This window comes from Fulvimarina manganoxydans (assembly GCF_900176465.1).
GTDB lineage: Bacteria > Pseudomonadota > Alphaproteobacteria > Rhizobiales > Rhizobiaceae > Fulvimarina > Fulvimarina manganoxydans.
Map to the genome: position 1 here is coordinate 1 of NZ_FWXR01000002.1, position 19,829 is coordinate 19,829.

General features: G+C 62.6%; 18 protein-coding genes. 10 read left to right on the top strand and 8 right to left on the bottom strand.

The features are described from left to right. From B9A15_RS23110 to B9A15_RS02590, 6 genes are all read right to left on the bottom strand, one after another. On the bottom strand, positions 1 to 199 hold a 199-nt coding region (locus B9A15_RS23110), incomplete at its 3' end, for a hypothetical protein (RefSeq protein ID WP_210190466.1). Continuing rightward, positions 196 to 1,659 (bottom strand): ATPase inhibitor subunit zeta, encoded by a 1,464-nt coding sequence (locus tag B9A15_RS02570; protein WP_084408478.1) that lies wholly within the window; start codon positions 1,657 to 1,659, stop codon positions 196 to 198. The genes B9A15_RS23110 and B9A15_RS02570, both read right to left, overlap by 4 nt. Before the next feature lie 165 nt (positions 1,660 to 1,824). Then, entirely contained in the window at positions 1,825 to 2,604 is a 780-nt protein-coding gene (locus tag B9A15_RS02575) for a cobalt-precorrin-6A reductase (RefSeq protein WP_084408480.1), read from the bottom strand. Continuing rightward, positions 2,601 to 3,698 carry an ABC transporter substrate-binding protein gene (locus B9A15_RS02580; protein WP_084408482.1) on the bottom strand — a complete coding sequence of 366 codons (1,098 nt, stop codon included), beginning with the start codon at positions 3,696 to 3,698 and terminating at the stop codon, positions 2,601 to 2,603. Before B9A15_RS02580 ends, B9A15_RS02575 begins: the two co-directional genes overlap by 4 nt. Next, a complete protein-coding gene (locus B9A15_RS02585; RefSeq protein ID WP_084408483.1) occupies positions 3,698 to 5,146 on the bottom strand; it encodes a sensor histidine kinase in 1,449 nt (482 codons plus the stop codon). The genes B9A15_RS02580 and B9A15_RS02585 overlap by 1 nt, the downstream gene beginning before the upstream one ends. Then, positions 5,130 to 5,801: a response regulator transcription factor gene (locus B9A15_RS02590; RefSeq protein ID WP_084408809.1), complete on the bottom strand. Its 672-nt coding sequence runs from the start codon at positions 5,799 to 5,801 to the stop codon at positions 5,130 to 5,132. Before B9A15_RS02590 ends, B9A15_RS02585 begins: the two co-directional genes overlap by 17 nt. A gap of 320 nt (positions 5,802 to 6,121) precedes the next feature. Between B9A15_RS02590 and B9A15_RS02595 the strand changes: the two genes are divergently transcribed. The 7 genes from B9A15_RS02595 to B9A15_RS02625 all read left to right on the top strand — a co-directional run bounded on the left by B9A15_RS02595 (position 6,122) and on the right by B9A15_RS02625 (position 12,501). Further along, entirely contained in the window at positions 6,122 to 7,096 is a 975-nt protein-coding gene (locus B9A15_RS02595) for a Bug family tripartite tricarboxylate transporter substrate binding protein (protein ID WP_084408485.1), read from the top strand. Between the two features lie 180 nt (positions 7,097 to 7,276). Further along, the gene (locus tag B9A15_RS02600) at positions 7,277 to 7,720 is read left to right on the top strand and encodes a tripartite tricarboxylate transporter TctB family protein (RefSeq protein ID WP_084408810.1); all 444 of its coding nucleotides are present in this window, start codon (positions 7,277 to 7,279) and stop codon (positions 7,718 to 7,720) included. A gap of 14 nt (positions 7,721 to 7,734) precedes the next feature. Continuing rightward, entirely contained in the window at positions 7,735 to 9,267 is a 1,533-nt protein-coding gene (locus B9A15_RS02605) for a tripartite tricarboxylate transporter permease (RefSeq protein WP_084408487.1), read from the top strand. Beyond that, positions 9,264 to 10,316: an AbrB family transcriptional regulator gene (locus tag B9A15_RS02610; protein ID WP_084408488.1), complete on the top strand. Its 1,053-nt coding sequence runs from the start codon at positions 9,264 to 9,266 to the stop codon at positions 10,314 to 10,316. Before B9A15_RS02605 ends, B9A15_RS02610 begins: the two co-directional genes overlap by 4 nt. 210 nt (positions 10,317 to 10,526) lie before the next feature. Next, on the top strand, positions 10,527 to 11,261 hold the full coding sequence (locus B9A15_RS02615; RefSeq protein ID WP_084408489.1) for a LuxR family transcriptional regulator: 735 nt from the start codon (positions 10,527 to 10,529) through the stop codon (positions 11,259 to 11,261). A gap of 368 nt (positions 11,262 to 11,629) precedes the next feature. Continuing rightward, entirely contained in the window at positions 11,630 to 12,295 is a 666-nt protein-coding gene (locus B9A15_RS02620) for an acyl-homoserine-lactone synthase (RefSeq protein ID WP_084408490.1), read from the top strand. Beyond that, entirely contained in the window at positions 12,292 to 12,501 is a 210-nt protein-coding gene (locus B9A15_RS02625) for a hypothetical protein (protein WP_084408491.1), read from the top strand. Before B9A15_RS02620 ends, B9A15_RS02625 begins: the two co-directional genes overlap by 4 nt. Positions 12,502 to 12,617: 116 nt before the next feature. On the opposite strand, the gene B9A15_RS02630 is transcribed toward B9A15_RS02625, so the two are convergent. Then, positions 12,618 to 14,246: a CHASE domain-containing protein gene (locus tag B9A15_RS02630; RefSeq protein WP_170923140.1), complete on the bottom strand. Its 1,629-nt coding sequence runs from the start codon at positions 14,244 to 14,246 to the stop codon at positions 12,618 to 12,620. 324 nt (positions 14,247 to 14,570) lie between these two features. Next, on the bottom strand, positions 14,571 to 15,764 hold the full coding sequence (gene metC, locus B9A15_RS02635) for a cystathionine beta-lyase (protein WP_425292943.1): 1,194 nt from the start codon (positions 15,762 to 15,764) through the stop codon (positions 14,571 to 14,573). 197 nt (positions 15,765 to 15,961) lie between these two features. On the opposite strand from metC, the gene B9A15_RS02640 reads away from it, so the two are divergent. From B9A15_RS02640 to B9A15_RS02650, 3 genes are all read left to right on the top strand, one after another. Further along, positions 15,962 to 16,981 (top strand): amino acid ABC transporter substrate-binding protein, encoded by a 1,020-nt coding sequence (locus B9A15_RS02640; protein ID WP_084408494.1) that lies wholly within the window; start codon positions 15,962 to 15,964, stop codon positions 16,979 to 16,981. Between the two features lie 125 nt (positions 16,982 to 17,106). After that, complete coding sequence (locus tag B9A15_RS02645) at positions 17,107 to 18,309, top strand: amino acid ABC transporter permease (protein ID WP_084408495.1); 1,203 nt, start codon at positions 17,107 to 17,109, stop codon at positions 18,307 to 18,309. A gap of 12 nt (positions 18,310 to 18,321) precedes the next feature. Then, entirely contained in the window at positions 18,322 to 19,818 is a 1,497-nt protein-coding gene (locus B9A15_RS02650; protein WP_084408496.1) for an amino acid ABC transporter permease, read from the top strand. The last annotated feature ends 11 nt before the right edge of the window (positions 19,819 to 19,829 follow it).

The window sequence follows — 19,829 nt, forward strand, 5'->3', positions numbered from 1 at the left end:
GAAAGTCGCAATCATCGCCGTCGCCAGAAAGCTTCTCACCGTCCTCAACGCCATGCAGAGAGACAAAAAGGCCTTCGCATGAACACAGTTGCCATGCTGCATGACTGAAGCGGGTCGGGCTGGCGAGAGAATAAGGGCGGCCCTTAGCCCGAAGCGGGTCAAAGGCCTGCTGCCGGCGGATCGTCCTCCATTCGATCACCCTGCAAAGGCTCCTTGGTCTCCAGTCTGAGCGTTGACCGTATCGCGATCGTGACGGAGGCTTGTCAGGATTAATTCGTAACGGGTCCGCACCGTCTCTGGATGGATATCCAGCGGCGCCAGATCCTCGATCACCTTGTCCAGCCCGCCGGAGGCATCGACCGTCAATATTCCCGCCAGAACAATCGAGCGCGCATAGCCCTCTTCTGCCTCTTCGCCGTGATGGCCGAGCTTTGCTGCCGCCCATAGGCCGAGATGGCGATCGGCCGAGCAGTGATCCGCGAGCCCTACGCGCCCCCTGGCTGACCAGGGTAGAGAGGTCGTTGCATGGCGGAACTGTTGCGGCTCCTCGTCCTCGGCGAAGGCGATGTTGCTTGCATTGGCATCCGATGCCTTCAGCTGCAGATCATCTGCCGCGTCCACCTCGTCTTTCTCTTCGGCGGAATCTTCGTCTCCGAAGTTCCCTTCCGAGACCGCGTCCAATGCGGATGTGAGGGGGCTCAGAACCTCGCTTGGTTCATCGAGCCCCGTCTGGCTTGGTTCATCGCCGAGACCCGGCAACGCTTCCATGGCGGGCGGCGTCTCGGAAGGCTCGGCTAGTGTCTCTTCGGCGGTGCCGGCAAGAGCTGCGTCATCGAGGAGGCCGTTGAGATCGGCTGCGTCCTCGCCCTCTTCGTCCTCGTCGTTCTGCGCAGCCCCGGCAAAGGCCGTTTCGGGGTCGAAGGCTATTTCGGACGCATCGTCCGAGACCTCCTCCTCTTCGCTGGAAAGGTCGAGCGCCTCGTCCTCCGTGCCGCGATCGGCGATCTGGAGTGGAAAGTCTGATGGGGCGAGTGCCAGTTCGTCGCCGTCGCGGGCTTCGGCGTCCTCGCCCTCTTCGTCCGCGTCGTTCAGTGTAGCCCCGGCAAAGGCGGTTTCGGGATCGAAGGCCAACTTGGGCGCGTCGTCCAAGACCTCGTCGTCATAGCCGGAAAGGTCGAGCGCCTCGTCCTCGCCCTCTTCATCCTCGTCGCTCTGTTCAGCTCCCGCAAAGGCCTTTTCGGGGTCGAAGGCAAGCTGTGGTTCGTCGTCCGTATCCTCGCCTTCGCTGGAAAGATCGAACGCTTCGTCGTCGTCCGAATACGCGCTTTCGCTGTCGTCGGCCTCTGCATCCGGCAGCGGAAAAGCAAAATCGGCGGCGGAAATGGCGGACAGCTCGCCACCGAGTGCCGCAGGTTCTTCGGCTTCGTCGTTGACCGACGTCTCCTCCTCGTCTCCGGCCTGCTCGAAAGCCGTCAGATCAAAGGCGCCGGTCGTGGCTTCCACATCCTCTTCGGAGCCTTCGTCCCCGATGGCATTCTTCGCCAAGCCCTCACCGTCGCCGGAGGCGTGAGCGAAGGCCGCCAGCGTCGCCAAGGCGTCATCCTCGATTTGAGGAAGGTCGACCGTCGCCTCGATTTTTGGCTTCGTCGTCTTCTTCATCTGCCTCACCATCCGATTTGGAATGAGGATGGCGAAGAGAGTTGGAGAATTCGTTTTCCCGGTGCGCGAAATTTGACCAACAGGTCATTTTAGAAAACGAAATTGACATATACAGAGCCTGCACGATGGAAGATCGTGGTGACCAGCCGTCATTCGGTGCGACTCTCAGGCACTCATCAAATGCGCGACGATCTCGCTGACATGGGCTTTGATGATCCCATGGCCAGGCGCCGGGGGACGGGAGATCATCATGACCGGCAGGCCCAGTTGCCGGGCAGCCTCGACCTTCGGATAGGATGCCAGCCCGCCGGCATTGCGGCAGATCAAATGGGTGATCCCGAGGCGCCGAAAGACTACCGCCTCCTCGCCAGGCGTCTTCGATGGGCCTGCGAGGATCACCTCCGCCTTTGGGTGAACCCTTGTCTCCAGGGGCTCGATCATTCTGAGCACCGGGCGCAGATCGGGACGCAGCGCCAGCGGCGAAAGATGCTGGCGTCCGAGCGCGACAAAGGGGCGCGCGGCGAAGGGCAGGGCGCTGATCGCAGCGGTCTCGTCCTCGACGAGGGTCCACTGATCGCCCGGCATTGGCGCCCAAGCTTGGCGCAGCAATTTGAGCAAGGGGATTTCGGCCCGGCTTGCCGCCGCAGCGGCATGAGCGGCCATCTGCTTGGCGAAAGGATGAGTCGCGTCGATCAGATGGTCGATCCGCTGCTCGATAAGATGGGCGAGAAGGCCATCGACGCCGCCAAAGCCGCCGATCCGCAATTCGATACCCGGCGGGCAGCTGGGCTGACGCGTTCGGCCCGCAAGAGACAGACAAACACGGACCTGCGAGGCCGGAAGATCACCGAGAGCCTTGGCAAGCGCGTTTGCCTCCGCGGTTCCACCGAGCAGGAGAACCCGTTTCGGCGCGTCTCTCCCGTCCTCGCCGTCCAAGGTCCTCATGGAGCAGACCTGTCCCCTACATCGATCGAGGCATACCAGTCGCTGAGAAAGCGCTCCTTCTTCTTCTGATCGAGCCAGGTGAGGAGGCCGGGCCGCAGGCGGATTGGCAGGAGCGAGGTCGCGCCCTTGAAGCGCTCGCCGAAAAAGGCCTGTTGCGGCGCGCCGGCCGAGACCAGGGGAAAGAGCGACGACTGCTGTGCGATTACGTCCTGTCCAGCGGGCGAGAGCAGGAAGTCGATGAAACCTTCGGCGGCCAGCGGATGGTCGCTCGAGGCCATGACGAAGGCCGAGCGTGTCATGACGAGCGCATAGTCCGAGAGAAGCAGAATGCCGATCCGCTCGTCGGCCTCGACGCTCTGAAGCGCATAGGAGCCGATGACATTATAGGCGAGGACGGTCGTGCCGTCGGCAACGTCGGCGACCATGTCCCCTGTGCAGCAATAGGTGCGGGCCCGCGCTCGGCCGAGCGATTCGACGAGGCGGGACGCCTGATAGCCGCGCTGGGCGTCCTGGGTCGCGAACATATAGCCGACGCCGGACAGAGCGATGTCATAGGTGCCAACCCGGCCGTTGAAGAAGGCCGGATCGTCGCGGATCATGCCGGCAAGGTCGGAGCGGGTCTCGGGCAAAGGGCGGTCGGCGAAGGCCGCACGGTTGAAGACGAGGGCGACGGGTTCGGAGGTGAAGCCGAAAAGCTCGTTCCGCCAGCGAGCCCATTCCGGTGTCTCGTTCGAGACCGTGATCGGCAGGGCCAGGCCGCGATTGACGAGCTCGACCTGAAGATCCATCGCCGAGGAGATCACGATATCGGGCGCCTGGTCAGGCTTTGCCCCGAGAACGGCGGCATGAAGCTCGCTCGTGTTGAACTCGGTATAATGGATGTCGATCGTCGGATTGGCGTCCTCGAAGGCTTCGATCAAGGCCGTCATCGCGACAGTGTCGGTCGCGCTCCAGATGGAAAGGTCGATCGGCCGATCGCCGGCCTCGCCTGTCTTGCCGCTCTCCAGGCCATGCGAAACAAGAAAGAGAGCACCCGCGAGGCAGAGCCCGACGCCGAGAAGCACGGCGAACAGAGCGATTGGCCGCCATCGCATCAGGATGGCTCCCCGGCCCGCAGGCCCAAGGTTCCGCCTCGGGGCGCGATCGGCAGAACGAGCGTCGCCTTCAAGCCGCCCTCCGCGCTCTGCCCAAGATCGAGCCGGCCATCATGGCTTGCTGCCACAGAGGCCGCGATCGAGAGCCCGAGACCCGAGCCGCCATGGCTGCCGCGCGTATAAAAGCGCTCGACGACTTTCGCGCGCTCGTCGGCCGGAATGCCGGGGCCCGTATCCTCGATCGAAAGAGCCATGGCGGCTCGACCCGAGATTTCGGCCGGTGCGGCGCTCAGCGTCACGGCGCCGCTAGCCGGGCTATGACGCACGGCATTGTCGAGGAGATTGCGCATGGCTTCGCGAATGGCGATCGCGTCGCCATGGACGTGAAACGGCTCGCCGGACGGCGGCAGGTCGACGGCGAACTCGATCTCGGCCGCGCCCTCCGCGCGGATCGCCTCCTCCAGAAGCTGACGCAGGAGAAGCGCCAGATCGACCGGTTCAAGGCGCGCCTCGTCGGCCCGGTGGATCACCATGGCATGGGAGAGAAGCTGGTTGGTCAGGCGAATGGTGCGCGCCGCCTGGTCGCGCGCCCGCAGGATCGCCGCTTCGCTTCTCAGGTCGTCGGTCTCGACCGCCATCTGCAATTGGCTGTTCAGCGTCGCAAGCGAAGTGCGAATCTGATGGGCGACATCGGCGATGAAGGATTCGGCCTGGCCTTTTGAGTGTTTCAGGCGGAGCATGAAGCCGTTGATCGAGGCGATCAGACTTTCGACCTCGCGCGGCGGGACGGCGCGAAGCGGCTCGAGATCCGATGGTTGGCGCATGCGGATATCGCGTTCGATGCCCGAAAGGGGACGCATGGCGAGGCCGATGCCGGCCCGCGCCCAGGCGATGCCGGCGAGCGAAAGGGCGGCAAGCGGCACGAGACCCTTGAGGATCAGGTCGTTCTGCATCGCCACGCGCGCCCGGCGGGTCTGACCGATCTGCACGCCGACCCATTGGGGATCGGCCGAGCCGAGGAGGGTGCGCCCATGCACGACGAAGCGCACCGTCTCGCCGCTATAGGCGTGATCGAAGAAGATCGGCTCGTCCGAGGGCAGGTCCGGGCCGAGACGATCGTCGAGCGGCAGGTCCGGCGTCCCGGTCAGCGTGCGCCCCTCCCGGTCGAGAATGCGATAGAAGACCCGGTCGCTCTCGGCGAGCGCGAGAATGTCGAGCGCCGAAGGCGGCAAATCGATATCGACACCTTCCGGGGTGAGGGTGATGCGCTCCAGGACCGAGATCGCCGCGCCGCGCAGGAGAAGATCATAGGTCTCGTTGGCGGCGCTTCGCGCATAGGTCCACAAGCCGATGGACAGGACCGCGATCAGCACCGCGAAAGCGGCGGTCGCGGCGATCATCAGCCGTCGGCGGAGGGAATAGGGGCGTGTCTCAGCCGTCGCGGACATTGGCGATATAGCCGAGGCCGCGAATGGTGCGGATATGGATCGGGGTTCCTTCGAGCTTGCGGCGAAGGCGTGTCAGCGTCTGTTCGACGGCGTTGAGGGTCGGGGTCTCGTCGAAGGTATAGATGCGGTCGGCGACATCCTCCTTGGTCAGAACCCGATCGAGGGAGCCCAGGAAGAGTTCGAGAAGCTGCACCTCGCGCTGGCGCAGTTCGAGATCGACGCCGTTGAAGGTTGCCCGCCGCGCCCCGCGATCGAATTCGAAGGCGCCTTGCACGAAGCGATTGCTCGCCTCTCCCGACCGGCGCCTGACCAGAGCCCGGCAGCGCGCCGACAATTCGCGCAGGTCGAAGGGCTTGACCATGTAGTCGTCGGCGCCGACGTCGAGACCGGTAATTCGGTCGTCGATCTCCGAGCGCGCCGTCAGCACCAGAGCAGGGGTGCGGTCACCGCGCCCACGCATCGCCCGGAGCACTTCATAGCCGTTCATGCCCGGCAGATTGATGTCGAGAATGACGACGTCGAAACTCGCATGGCGCAGCAGCGCCTCCGCCTCGGCCCCATTGGTCTCGAGGTCGATCGCATGACCCTCCGCGCCGATCCGCTCGCGGATGGCGTCGGCCAGATCCTGGTTGTCTTCGACGAGAAGAATTCGCATGACGACAAAGCCATAGACCAAGGATGGCGGCGGGGAAATCAGGTTTTTCCCCGATCAGGCCCGCGCATTGTCGCCGAATGCCGCCGCGGATTGCCGCACTGCACCATGAAAAGATGTCAGTTTCCCGTCAGTTAGCGGTCAAGAACGCGTCAGTTCCTGCTAATAGATGAAGCAACCGGGAGGGAGAACCCGGACGTCTGTCGCCGATCCGTTATGGATGTGAGCGGCGTGCGCTCTTCGAGCGGACAGGGCCGGGCATCGTCCCAAAGCGACGTTGGCCGCTTATGAAAAGACGAATTCGACACTTGGGAGGAAATCACATGAGATTGAGACTGTTCGCTTCGACCCTGATCGCCGCGACCGTCTTTGCCGGCGTTGCCATGGCGCAGGATATCGAACGCCCCGAATGCATTGCGCCGGCTCAGCCCGGCGGCGGCTTCGACCTCACCTGCCGCATCGCCCAGAAGGGCCTCGAAGGCGTGATCGCCAACCCGATCCAGGTGACCTTCATGCCCGGCGGCATCGGCGCCGTCGCGATCAACCTCTTCAACACGACCCGCACCGACGATCCGAACGCCATCGTCGCCTTCTCGTCCGGTTCGCTCCTCAACATGGCGACCGGAAAATATGGCGAGTGGAACGAGGATGACGTGCGCTTTACGGCGACCGCCGGCACGGACTACGGCGCTGTCATCGTACGCGCCGATTCCGAATATAAGACGCTCGCCGATCTGATGGCCGCCCTCAAGCAGGATGTGGGCTCGGTGGTTCTCGGCGCCGGTGGCTCCGTCGGATCGCAGGATTGGATGAAGGCGGCGCTTCTGGTTCGCGCCGAAAATCTCGACCCGCGCCAGATGCGCTATGTTGCCTTCGATGGCGGCGGCGACGCGATGTCGGGCCTCCTCGGCGGTTCGATCCAGGTCTATACCGGCGATGTGGGCGAGATGATCTCTCAGCTCGACGCCGGCACCGTGCGCATCCTCGCTGTCATGAGCAAGGAGCGCCTGCCCGAGCCCTTCGCCGACATTCCGACGACGGCCGAGCTCGGCTATCCCGATGCCGAATGGGCCATCCTGCGCGGCTATTACATGGGCAAGAACGTCTCGGACGAGGCTTACAATGCCTGGGTCGACGCCTTCAAACAGGCCTATGGCACCGAGAAGTGGCAGGAGACCGTGAAGGCCCAGGGCCTGCAGGTCTATTCGGTCGCTGGCGAGGAGTTCAATCAGGAGATCCTGGGGCGGGTCGACCGCATGCGGCAAATCGCGAAGGAAGCCGGTCTGATCCAGGAGTAATAGGGCTCTCTCCCTTTTGATTATAGTCCTCTCATAGTCGTGCCGGCCGCCCAGTCTTCAGGCCGGCACGATCGGTTGAGAGGGATGCGCCTTGGCTTTTTGCGAAGGTGCTCGAACACGGGCCGGCGCCTTGGCGATTCGAAACGCCGGCATGTCTCAACTCTTTCGAAAGACACGACGATGGCCGATCGGCTGTTTGCCGGCGCCCTTTTGATCGTCGCGATCGCCTACACCTATATTGCGTTCGCGATCCTCAAGGCGCCTTTCCAATACGATCCGCTGGGGCCCGAGAGCTGGCCGCAGATCCTCGGATGCGTGGCGATCCCGTGCATCCTCTATGTGCTGTGGCGTCCAGACGTCGCGAGCTTCGATCTGGAAATGCCGACCTGGGCCCGTGTCGGAGCCCTGTTCGTGCTGCTTATGGCCTATGCCTGGGTGTTCCAGCCGCTCGGCTTCATCCTGTCGACGCTGATCTTCTGCTTCCTGCTCTCCTTGATGCTGGGGGCCAAGCCGCTCAAGGCCGGCCTGTTCGGCATCGTCACTGGCGTCGCCGGCTATTTCGTCTGCACCCGCCTTCTTGAATTGAACCTGCCTGCCGGCAAGCTCTTCGTCGGGCTTCTCTGAAAGAGATCATCGTCATGGACGCAGTCTTTTCGGGGCTCGCCTCCGGTTTCGCGACCGCTCTCGACCCCTTCAACCTCATGCTCGTGCTCGTCGGTTGCTTTGCCGGCACACTGATCGGCGCGCTTCCGGGCATCGGCCCGATCAACGGTGTCGCCATCCTCTTGCCGATCGCCTACGGCCTCGGCTTCAAACCGGAATCGGCGATCATCCTGCTCGCCGGCATTTATTACGGCGCCGAATATGGCGGCCGTATCTCTTCGATCCTGCTCAATGTTCCGGGCGATGCCGGCGCCGTCATGACGACGCTCGACGGCAATCCAATGGCCCGGAAAGGCGAAGCGGGCAAGGCGCTGTCGCTCTCGGCCGTCGCCTCCTTCGTCGGCGGCACTTTCGCCGTTATTCTGATGACGTTGTTCGGCCCGCTCCTGGCGGCCTATGCCGTGACCTTCTCGCCATCGGACTATGTGGCGCTGATGGTTTTCGCCTTCGCCTCGCTTGCCTCTCTCGTCGGCTCCAATCCGGTCAAGACGCTGCTCGGCGCCGTCATCGGCCTGATGCTCGCCTCGATCGGCATCGACGCCAATACGGGCGTTGCGCGTTACACCTTCGGCATCCCCGATATTCTCGCTGGCATCGACTTCCTGGTCGTTGTCATCGGCCTGTTCGGCATGGCCGAACTGATCCATCTGGTCGAGCAGCAGGCGCGGGGAACGCTGAAGACTCTCGAGATCGACAAGAGCTTCGTCACCATGGCCGATCTCGCGCGGACCAAATGGACGATCCTGCGCTCCTCCTGCATCGGATTCTTCATTGGCATTCTGCCGGGAACCGGCGCCTCGGTCGCCTCGGCCGTTGCCTATGGCACCGAGAAGCGCGTCCAGAACAATCCGAAGAGCTTCGGCGAGGGCGACATCCGCGGTCTTGCCGCGCCGGAAGCGGCGAACAACGCGGCGGCCGGCGGCGCCATGGTGCCGATGCTGACCCTCGGCATTCCGGGCTCGGGCACGACCGCGATCCTTCTCGGCGCGCTGCTTCTCTTCAACGTCACGCCCGGCCCGCTGATGTTCCAGCAGCGTCCCGAAATCGCCTGGGGCCTCATCGCCTCCATGTATATCGGCAATATCGCGCTTCTGGTTATCAACCTGCCGCTGGTCGGCCTGTTCGCCCGGCTCCTGACCATCCCGCAGCAATATCTGACCCCGCTGATCGCCGTTCTTGCCTTCATCGGTGTCTATTCGATCGTCTCCAACCCGCATGATCTCTACATGATCACGCTTCTCGGCCTGTTCGGCTGGATCATGCGCAAGCTCGGCTTCTCGCTGGCGCCGGTCATTCTGGGCTTCGTCCTTGGCAGTCTGTTCGAGAACAATCTGCGCCGGGCTCTGTCGATCTCGGCCGGCGACTGGACCATTCTCCTCCAGTCCTGGAACTCGATCGTCCTCTACGTGCTGACGGCGATCGTGGTCATCGTGCCGATCTGGTACGGACGCCGGGTCGCGGCCCGCAACGCTCGCTCCGAAGACGAATCTCCCAAGGCCCCCGCATGATCGATGCCTATCGGCCGGTATTCCTGGCCATTGGGGCCGCGCTTCTCGGCGCGGCCCTTTTCAGCCTTCTGGGCGCGCCTGCCGGAGCCCTTGTCGGCTCGACCCTGGCTGTCACCGCCGTCGCCGCCTTGCGCTGGCATCCGCGCGTGCCGGGAACCTTGCGCAATCTCGGCTTCACGACGATCGGTGTGACGCTCGGCGCCGGCGTCACCCCCCATTTCGTCACCGATGTCTTGCGCTTCCCGATCAGCCTCTTTGCCCTGACCGTCACAATTCTGATCGTCATGGTCTCGTCGAGCTTCGTCCTTCGGCGCTTTTTCGGTGCGGCGAAGACTACGTCCATTCTCGCTACCTCGCCGGGCGCCTTGTCCTATTCCCTGTCGCTGGCGACCGATCGCCCCGGCGCCGAGGTCGACATTCCCTTCGTGATGGTTCTGCAGAGCCTTCGCCTCCTTCTCATCACCCTGCTTTTGCCGCCGATCGTCGCCATCGTCGATCAGGCAAGCGGTCAGGAGAGCATGGCGACGCTCGCGCCCCATACGCTCAATCTTCCCGTCAGCATCGTTTTAATCGCCCTGTCGGCCGGCCTCGGCTATGTCGCCGAGAAGATCCGCATTCCCGCCGCCTATCTTCTCGCCGGCGTGGTTCTCAGTGGCCTCGGCCATGGCGTCGGCCTTCTGGAAGGGAGGCCATCCACCTTCCTCACCTTTTTCGGCTTCTCGCTGGCTGGTGCTGTCATCGGGGCACGGTTCTCTTCGATCACACGTGATCAGCTCCGCGCGCTTTTCTTCGCCGGATGTACCGCGACGGGGCTTGCGGTCGGCCTGTCGGGGGCGGTGAGCGCGCTCGTCGCCCATCTTCTCGATCTGCCCTTCGGCCAGGTCTGGGTCTCCTTTGCGCCCGGCGGCGTCGAAGGGATGAGCGCCATGGCCCTCTCGCTCGGCTACGACCCGGCTTATGTGGCGACCCACCACATCTTCCGCCTGCTTCTCCTGATCGCGGTCCTGCCACTCTTCGTGCGCCCGCCCAAGGCGACTGAGGGCGGTTGATCCGACGTCCGGACGTTACGGCCGCAAATCCGATCGAGCCCGCGCGGCGCTAACCGAGGCGCGGCGGGGTTCCCGGCCGACGGGCATGTCGGTTTCACGAAAGGAAACGGCTAGATTCTTCTTCCGTCTTCTCGGGCTGCCAATCTATAATGGATTACCTGATCGCCTTTTAATGTGTTCGAATGAGCGATCTGGATTGGGGACCCGCTGATGCCGCAGATCGGCCACCAGACGAAAGAACGCGCCTGTCTCGAACTCGTCGATCGACTCGCCAAGCTCGAGACGATCGATGCCGTTCGCGAATCCATCTTGGGAATTCTCGGGGATTACGGCGTCGAAAAGCTGATCGTGACCCATGTGCCGGCGGGAAAGGATCGCCTGCGTCCCCATGTTCTCCTCGAACATGGCTGGGCGGACTGGCTGGCCCATTACGATCGCCACCGCTACTTCATGCATGATCCGGTCGGGCGTCATTGTTTCTCGACGGTCGAGCCTTTCGCTTGGTCGGAAGCCCCGATCGATCTCGATGCCCAGCCGCTGGCCCTCAAGGTCATGGACGAAGCGGCCGCTATCGGCATGCGAACGGGTTTCTCCGTGCCGGTGGTCGATCTTTACGGCTATCACGCGGTCATTTCGATGGGTGGTCGGGCGATCTCGATCGATGCCCACGAAAGACGGCTGCTCCAGCTGCTGAGCTATTACGTCCATGGCGCAGCGGTGCGGATCAATCGCATCCGACGCGATGGCCCGGCGTTGAGCCAGCGTGAGAAGGAAATTCTCGTCCAATATGCGGCGGGCCATCGCAGCCCACAGATCGCACAGGCGCTCGGGATCAACATCGAAACCGTGACGACCCATGTCAAACGGGCTCGCTCGAAGCTGAAGACCGAGACCATCACCCAGACCGTCGTCGAAGCGTTGAGGACGAAGCAGATCACGCTTTGATGGCGTGATTGCTGCCCATCGCAGGCTGATCAAGGCGCCGGAGGGCAATGCGTATTCGCACGCCCAACGCTCTTTTGCGCCGCGTGAGTTCGCGGCGATTGCGCGATGTCGGGGAATACCCAGATCGGTCGTCGGCCTCAGTCCGTCGGGGCTGGGAACCCATGCCTAGAAGCCCGTTGACGTAACTCGCCTTGGCGGCCTGCCGCCGGCTCTTTCTCCGCCCCACGAACAATCTCGCATTGCCATTTATCTTGGCGTGTATAACGGCGGCTTCGCGCCACAATTATTCGTTGCTGTCCCCCTTTACGGGGATACCGGCGCTTTTCCTCTCATGGTTCTCCTGACCCAACGAAACAGGAGATGCCGCCGTGATCCAGATCGTTGTCGTTGATGCCGGCAAGCGTGAGCTTTATGCCGATGAAATCGATGCCTATTTCCGCCTTCGTGCCGATGTCTTCGTCACGGAGTTGAAATGGAGCGCGATGACCGTGGTCGACGGGCGTGAGCGCGATCAGTTCGACCATGAGGAGGCCATTCACGTGCTCGCGCTCGACGATGGTCGGGTCGTCGGCGGCGTCCGATTGCTCCCGACGACGCGGCCGGTTCTGATCAACACGGTCTTTCCCCAGGCGATCGCGACGCCGCTTGAAACCGGGCCACGCTATTTCGAGTGGTCGCGCATCTTTACGGTAAAGTCCCATCGCGGCGAGGGCGCGCTATCGCCAACGACCGGCGCGATCATCTGCGGCCTGTTCGAGTATCTCGTCGCGATCGATTGCGCGAGCCTCCACGCCGTCGGCGAGACCTGGTGGATGCCGCGCTTCATCGGGCTTGGGCTCGAACCACGTCCGCTCGGAATGCCCTTCGATCACGAGCATTACTCGCTCGTCGGATTTACCATCGTTCCGAGCGCCGAAAAGGTGGTTCGGATGAAGGAAATCTACGGTTTTGGCGACCACCGCTTCTATCGCCCGGCGCTCGAGCGCGCCGCGACGAACCCGAATCTCTCACTCATTTCGGAAGATGTCCGATGAACGCAACGATCCAATATGAAGAGGCCGTCCGCGAGCTCTTTCAGAGCCTCGTCGACAAGATCGGGCCTAGAGAGCGCACCACGCTGCTCGCCTTCCTGCATCTGTCCCAGAGCGCCGACGTATCTGTGGAATTGTCGGGAACGTCCAGCGGTGATCTGCGGCTGGAGGTCAGGGCAGCCGAAGAGCGGCGGCAGCTGCACTCCTAAAATCAGAAGCTACATTTGCGCCGGGATCGAGCGCATCGCGTGACGCCCTTCGACTTGGTGGCGATACGAGGCACAGCACGGAAGAGTCGCTTCGCTTTTCCGTCCCCTGGCGCCCCTCAACTTGCGCGGATCGCCGGAATCGTGATCCTGACGACCAGTCCCTCCGGCTCGAAGCGCCGCTCGATCGAGCCGCCGAGCTCGCGCTCGATATTCATGTCGATAAGCCTCGTGCCAAAGCCCTTTCGGGTGGGTTCGCTCATCGGCGAGGACGTGGCGGACCGCTCGCGCCAGACGAGAGCGATCGAATCGCCCTCATGTTGCCAAGTCACGGAAATCGCGCCGTCATTACCGCCGACCGCGCCGTATTTCAAAGCATTGGTCGCCAGTTCATGAAAGGTGAGGCCGAGTGCCTGGGCCGCTGCCTCGTCGACCTCGATGGCCGGCCCCTCGATCTCGCAATTCTCCATCTCCTCGCCGAAGACCTGCCCGAGCTCGGCTGACAGCAGATCGCCGATTGCCGCGCGCCGGCGTGCCGACTGGTTGAGCATTTCCTGGGCGGCTGCCATCGCTCCGAGACGGGCGGTGTAAGAGCCCATGAATTGCTCCAGATCCTGCGAATAGCGGCCCGTCTGACGGGCGATCGCAAGAACGCGGGTGATCGAGTTCTTGATGCGATGGTTCATTTCCCGCAGCAGGAGATCTTTCTGTTCCAAGCTGCGCGAGGTCGTGTCCGCCAGGGCCGCGACGGCTTCGGCGCGCCGAGCTTGGGAGAAGGCGAGAAGTGCGAGCATCAGGGCGAGCATGATCCCGGTCATCGCAAGAAGAAGGGCGGGCAGATCGGAGGCCGAGCGGGCAAATGACGCATCCGGACGCATGGCGAGGATCCAGCTGCGCCCGCCGGCCGACAGGCGACGAACCGTCGAGAAGGGATGAATGCCTCCTGTATCCCGACCCGGTGTTTCGAAGAGAAGGCTCTCAGGCGCGATCGCGCTGTCATAGAGCTGCAGGCTCACCGGCAGATCCTGACCGACGGAGAGGGCCGCGAAGACCAGGTCTCCAGCCCGGAAGGGCGCGTAGATGAAGCCATCCGCAGCCAGGATCGCTTCTGCCGTGCCGAGGAGCGATCCCGAGCTCACCTCGCGAAGCGGAAGATAGATCAGGAACCCGCGTTGACGGTTTTCGTCGATCTCCTGGACGAGTTGGACAGGCGCGGTCGCCGAGGGAAGTCCCGTGACAGCGGAGCGCAGAATGGCGCTGCGCCGAATGGGATCGGAAAACATGTCATAGCCGATTGCGGCCTGGTTGCGCCGATCCTGGGGCTCCAGGAGCCGAATGGGCGTGCGCACGTCCATATCCGTCGCTTCCGGAAAGATGCCACGGTCATTGCCATAGGTTTGAGCCAGGGTGCGATCGAAGGTCGCCTCGTCGCCGGTTTCGATCGACTGGGCATAGCCAATGCCCTGAATGCCCCCATAGTGCCCTTCGATGTCGAGATTGCCGATAAAGTCGGCAAATCCCGCGCGGTCGGCCCCGCGATCCGATGTTCGCAGATAGGCTCGGGTGGCCTGGAGAAGGGAAATGTGAAGGCTCACACGGTTCTGAAGCCGGGCGGCCGCATCGTCCGCAAAGCCCTCGAAGCGCAGGCGATCGCCCTCCGTATCTGAGCGCCAGACGTAAGCCGATAGCGCCAGCGCGAAAGCCGACGAGACGAGGAAGATGATGGCGGGTAACAGAAATTTTCGCAACGAACCCCAACCCAATGTCCCGGCGCGCGGGTGTGGGCGGCCGAACGTCCCGACAAGTCGAAGGGAAAACGGCATTTTCCCTTGGAATTCAAGGCCAAATTTCGAGCAGACGGGACGCGCGGAGCGAAGCTGCCGCGTAAGCCTATGATAAATCTGAAACGAATTTTTCGGGTCGGACTTGGCACCTTCGTCCGCCCTTGAGCCATGAATACGAAGAGGATCTCGTCCCCATCGCGTGTTCTCGCTCAGTGCTTGCCGCAAGCGGCGGCGTCGCGGCGAAGGCCCGCGACGCCTGACCCGGCGCGCCAGAGGCAAGTGGCAAGCTTAGATTGCCGCAAATCCACGTTCGAGATCGGCCTTCAGATCCTCCGGGTCCTCCAATCCGATCTGAAGCCGGATCAGCGGTCTGTCGCGGCGGCTCGTCGCGACGGTTCGATCGGAGAGGTCGACGAGCACCGCAAGGCTTTCGTGACCGCCCCATGAATAGCCGAGGCCGAAGATGTCCAGCGCGTCCAGAAACCGTTTCGCTGCCGCGACGTCGCAGTCGAGCGAGACCGCGAAGAGGCCGCTCGCTCCTGAAAACTGGTTCTTGAACGCCGCGTGGTCGGGGAAGGAGGGCAGGGCCGGATGGAGGACGGCCGACACCTCACTACGGGCTTCGAGCCAGGTCGCGAGCGCAAGAGCGCTTCGCTCGTGATGGCGCAAGCGTACACCCATGGTCTTCAGACCTCGGATCACCAAAAAGGTGTCGTCGGGGGCGGCGTTGACGCCGAGCTGCATCTGCGCGTCGCGGAGTCGTTTATAGGTTGCTTCATTGGCCGAGACCGACCCCATCAGGAGATCGGAATGACCGCCGGGATATTTGGTAAGGGCATGGATCGACAGATCGACCCCATGCTCTAGCGGGCGGAAGAGGAGGGGGGTCGCCCAGGTGTTGTCCAGCATGGTGACCGCCCCATGCTCGCGGGCGATCGCCGCGACGGCTTTGACATCCATGATCTCGAACGTGTTCGATCCGGGCGATTCGAGGAAGACGACCGAGGTTTCCGGGCGCATCAGATCGGCGATCCCGGCGCCGATATGGGGATCGAAATATTCGACGCTCGCGCCGAGCCTCGCGAGCATCTTGTCGCAAAAGACCCGGGTCGGCGTATAGACCGAATCGACGATCAGCACATGGTCGCCTGCCGAGACGAAGGCCAGAAGCGGCAGTGTCACCGCAGCAAGTCCCGACGGGACGAGGACGGTCCCGAAGGCGCCTTCGAGTTCGCTCAGCTGGTCTTCGAGGGCCGTCGTCGTCGGGGTTCCGCGCAGGCCGTAGCTATAGGCCAGTGACTGGCGGCCCGACATCGCCGCGGTCGATTCGAACAGGACGGTCGAACCATGAACGACTGGAGGATTGACAAAGCCGTGTAAGGACATCGGATCATAAGGAGGATGAACGAGTCGGGTATCCTGACGCTGCTTTTGCCGGTTTTCTTCGCTTTTCTTGCTCAAGGGCTTTGCTCTTTGCTTCATAGTTGGGCGACGCGAGCGGTGCTCAGATATCGCAGTGCGAATTTCAAGGCACGTACTTGACCTGCCCATTTCTTTGTCATGAGATAGACGAGGCTAATGGTGAGGTAGAGTGATCAATCGCCGAAGGGCGTTGGACGTCGCTTCCGCCGTTCGTCGACGATTTGCCGACACAAAACAAACCCAACAGGGAAAAACAAATGAAGTTGAACCTCCTGACTGCAGCACTCGGCCTCTCCGTCGCGGCTTTCGCGACCGCCGGCGCGTCTGCGCAGACGTTGGATACCGTGAAAGAGCGCGGCACCCTGCGCTGCGGCGTCAACACCGGTCTGCCGGGCTTCGCTTCTCAGAACGACCAGGGCGAATGGCAGGGTCTCGACGTCGATTACTGCAAGGCGATCGCCGCTGCCGTTTTCGGTGATGTGTCCAAGGTCCAGTATTCGCCTCTTTCAGCCGTTCAGCGCTTCCCTGCGCTTCAGAACAACGAGATCGACGTTCTGGCGCGCAACACGACCTGGACGATGGATCGCGACACGACGCTCGGCCTTGCCTTCGCCGGCGTCAACTACTATGACGGCCAAGGCTTCATGGTGAAGAACGACCTCGGCGTCACCTCGGCCCTCGAGCTCTCCGGCGCGACCGTTTGCGTCCAGTCCGGCACCACGACCGAGCTCAATCTCGCCGATTATTTCGCCACCAACAATATGGACTACAATCCGGTGGTCATCGAGTCCCAGTCGGACGTCAACTCGGCCTATGACAGCGGTCGTTGCGATGTCCTGACGACGGACGCTTCGGGACTGGCCGCCTCGCGTCTCGAAATGGCCAATCCGGATAACCACACGATCCTGCCGGAGATCATCTCCAAGGAGCCGCTCGGACCGGCTGTGCGCCAGGGCGACGACCAGTGGTTCAACGTGGTCAAGTGGACGCATTATGCGCTTCTCAACGCCGAAGAGCTGGGCGTGACCCAGGAGAATGTCGAGGACATGCTGAAGTCCGAGAACCCGGAAATCCGCCGTCTCCTCGGACAGGACAAGAACTATGGTGAGGCGATCGGTCTCGATCAGGACTGGGTCGTCAACATCATCAAGGGTGTCGGCAATTACGGCGAAATCTTCGAGCGCAATATCGGCGTCAACACGCCGCTGAAGATCCAGCGTGGCCAGAATGCGCTGTGGACCGATGGCGGTCTTCAGTACGGCATGCCGATTCGCTGATCGGGCGGACCTGGGCCGGTGGGCGCGCCGACTGAGGCGCGTCCACCCCTTCGTCGCCGGTGACGCCGAGAGGGCCATAGCCCCCCTTTTAGCGGCGCCGGACCCCTCGTATCGGGAAAACCTGAATGTCCGCCGAGATTGAAGCCCGCTCCGGGCCGCCTCGGGGCGCAAGGACGTCGTCCTCGCTCCTCAACGATCCCACCTTCCGGTCGATCGCGATCCAGGTGTCGCTGATCCTTGCACTGGTTCTCTTTGCATGGTGGTTGATCGACAACACGGCCCGCAATCTTGCGGCAGCCAATATCGCTTCCGGTTTCGGCTTTCTGTGGTCGCGGGCTGGCTTCGACATCGCCCAGACGCCGATCGAATATTCGAGCTCCGAGACGTATGGGCGGGCGATCTTCGTCGGCATCGTCAACACATTGATCGTCGCGGGCGCGGGTATCGTCTTTGCGACCATTGTCGGCTTCATCGTCGGCATCGGACGGTTGTCGCAGAACTTCCTGATCCGGCTTCTGTCGACCGTCTATGTCGAGACGTTCCGCAACATCCCGACGCTTCTCGTCATCCTGTTCTGGTATTTCGGCGTCCTTTCCGTTCTGGATGGTCCGCGCGGGCTGGAAGAGAACGCTTTCGGCTTCTACCTGACCAATCGCGGCCTGCAGACGCCGCTCGTCCTGTTCGATCCCCTGGCTTGGCTGACCTTCGCCGCCTTCGTCATCGGCGTTCTCGCGGTGGTCGTGCTCGCCCGCCAGAACAAGAAACGCCAGCTCGCCACCGGCGAGCGCCGTCCGATCTTGTGGCCGGCTCTCGGTCTCATCATCGGCTTGCCGCTGATCACATTCCTTGTCACGGGCATTCCCGCCACGATCGATTATCCGACGCCTTCGCGTTTCAATCTGCAAGGCGGTTTTCAGATCAGGCCGGAATTCATTGCGCTGTTCCTGGCGCTGTCGATCTACACGGCGGCCTTTATCGCTGAGATCGTGCGCGCCGGCATTCTGTCGGTCGCCAAAGGGCAGACCGAGGCGGCATCAGCCCTTGGCCTGCGGCGCGGTCTGACATTGCGTCTCGTCGTGGTGCCCCAGGCCTTCCGGGTGATCATTCCGCCGCTGACCAGCCAATATCTCAACCTCACCAAGAACTCTTCGCTCGGTCTTGCCATCGGCTATCCCGAGCTCGTCGCCATCGGCTCGACCGTTCTCAACCAGTCGGGTCAGTCCATCGAAGTCGTGATGATCTGGATGACCGTCTATCTGACGATCAGCCTGACGGTCTCGGTCTTCATGAATTGGTTCAACGCCAAAATGGCGCTGGTCGAGCGGTAAGGGATAGCCAGGATGCAGGAACAAGTCGCTCGCTTCGTCGCAACCGACGAGAAGCCCGCTCTGCCACCACCACCCGGCGACCATGGCTTCTTCGGAACGGTCCGCAAGAACCTCTTCGCCACACCGATCGACAGCGTCCTGTCGATCATCGCCGGCATCTTCATCGCCTGGGGTGTCTGGAACATCCTCGAATGGGCGATTTTCGACGCTGTCTTCACCGGCTCTGACCGCGAAGCCTGTCTGGTGGAAGGCGGCGGCCATGGCGGCGCCTGCTGGGCCTTCATCAACGCCAAATTCGGCCAGTTCATCTATGGCGTCTATCCGATCGCCGAGCGTTGGCGCGTGAATCTGTCCTTCGCGCTCCTGGCGATCCTCGCGGCCGGAATACTTATTCCGAAAGTACCCTATAAGGCCATCAACGCGGTCTTGCTCTTTGCGGTCTTCCCGGTCGTCACGCTCGTCCTTCTTACGGGCGGCCGCTTCGCCTTTTCGGGCGGCGAGCTTGCGCTCGTCTTCCTGATCGCAGGCGCGTTGACGGTGAGCGGGGTGGCCGCGCGGCCCGATGTCACTTCTTCGCGGATCGAGATGCGCATCGCAGTCTGGCTTCTTGTCGCCGGTGCGGCGGCGATGCTCCTGTCGAATGTCGTCAGTGCCGGGTCGGTGACCTTCCTCGATTTCCGTTTCTCTATTCTGACGCTCGTCGCCTTTCTGGCCTCGCTCGCTGCGGTCGCTCTAGCCGCCTACATGGCGATCACGGTCTCGGCCGCGACGGAGTGGTTCAAGCTTCTGACGCCCGTGATCGCGGCGATCCTGTTTGTCTGGGTGATGACCGCGAATTTCGGTCTGCGCCCCGTACCCACCAATCTCTGGGGCGGCCTGATGCTGACCCTGGTTGTCGCCTTGAGCGGGATCGCCGCCTCGCTTCCGCTCGGCATCCTCCTCGCCCTTGGTCGTCGTTCGGATATGCCGGCAGTGAAGCTGATCTGCGTGGTCTTCATCGAGTTCTGGCGCGGTGTACCTCTGATCACCGTTCTGTTCATGGCCAATTTCATGCTGCCGCTCTTCATGCCCGAGGGCGTCAGCTTCAACCAGCTTCTTCGAGCGGTCGTCGGCGTCGCGCTGTTCGCGGCCGCCTATATGGCGGAGGTGATCCGTGGCGGCCTTCAGGCGATTCCGAAGGGCCAGTATGAGGGCGCCGATGCCATGGCGCTCACCTATTGGCAGAAGATGCGGCTGGTCATCCTGCCCCAGGCGCTGAAGCTGGTGATCCCGGGGATCGTCAACACCTTCATCGGCCTCTTCAAGGATACGAGCCTCGTCTACATCATCGGCCTTGCCGATCTTCTCGGCACGGTGCGGCGCGGCTTCAACGATCCGACCTGGATCACGCCCTCGACGCCGGCCACCGGCCTCATCTTCGCGGCCTTTGTCTTCTGGCTCTTCTGCTTTTCCATGTCGCGCTACTCGATCTTCATGGAGCGCCGGCTCGATACGGGCCACAAACGGTAAGGATAAGACTT

What these genes read in the sequence shown, in the direction of transcription:
- B9A15_RS02570 (WP_084408478.1), bottom strand. Translation starts at nt 1,659, where the DNA reads ATGAAGAAGACGACGAAGCCAAAAATCGAGGCGACGGTCGACCTTCCT.
- B9A15_RS02575 (WP_084408480.1), bottom strand. Translation starts at nt 2,604, where the DNA reads ATGAGGACCTTGGACGGCGAGGACGGGAGAGACGCGCCGAAACGGGTT.
- B9A15_RS02580 (WP_084408482.1), bottom strand. Translation starts at nt 3,698, where the DNA reads ATGCGATGGCGGCCAATCGCTCTGTTCGCCGTGCTTCTCGGCGTCGGG.
- B9A15_RS02585 (WP_084408483.1), bottom strand. Translation starts at nt 5,146, where the DNA reads ATGTCCGCGACGGCTGAGACACGCCCCTATTCCCTCCGCCGACGGCTG.
- B9A15_RS02590 (WP_084408809.1), bottom strand. Translation starts at nt 5,801, where the DNA reads ATGCGAATTCTTCTCGTCGAAGACAACCAGGATCTGGCCGACGCCATC.
- B9A15_RS02595 (WP_084408485.1), top strand. Translation starts at nt 6,122, where the DNA reads ATGAGATTGAGACTGTTCGCTTCGACCCTGATCGCCGCGACCGTCTTT.
- B9A15_RS02600 (WP_084408810.1), top strand. Translation starts at nt 7,277, where the DNA reads ATGGCCGATCGGCTGTTTGCCGGCGCCCTTTTGATCGTCGCGATCGCC.
- B9A15_RS02605 (WP_084408487.1), top strand. Translation starts at nt 7,735, where the DNA reads ATGGACGCAGTCTTTTCGGGGCTCGCCTCCGGTTTCGCGACCGCTCTC.
- B9A15_RS02610 (WP_084408488.1), top strand. Translation starts at nt 9,264, where the DNA reads ATGATCGATGCCTATCGGCCGGTATTCCTGGCCATTGGGGCCGCGCTT.
- B9A15_RS02615 (WP_084408489.1), top strand. Translation starts at nt 10,527, where the DNA reads ATGCCGCAGATCGGCCACCAGACGAAAGAACGCGCCTGTCTCGAACTC.
- B9A15_RS02625 (WP_084408491.1), top strand. Translation starts at nt 12,292, where the DNA reads ATGAACGCAACGATCCAATATGAAGAGGCCGTCCGCGAGCTCTTTCAG.
- metC (WP_425292943.1), bottom strand. Translation starts at nt 15,764, where the DNA reads ATGAAGCAAAGAGCAAAGCCCTTGAGCAAGAAAAGCGAAGAAAACCGG.
- B9A15_RS02640 (WP_084408494.1), top strand. Translation starts at nt 15,962, where the DNA reads ATGAAGTTGAACCTCCTGACTGCAGCACTCGGCCTCTCCGTCGCGGCT.
- B9A15_RS02645 (WP_084408495.1), top strand. Translation starts at nt 17,107, where the DNA reads ATGTCCGCCGAGATTGAAGCCCGCTCCGGGCCGCCTCGGGGCGCAAGG.
- B9A15_RS02650 (WP_084408496.1), top strand. Translation starts at nt 18,322, where the DNA reads ATGCAGGAACAAGTCGCTCGCTTCGTCGCAACCGACGAGAAGCCCGCT.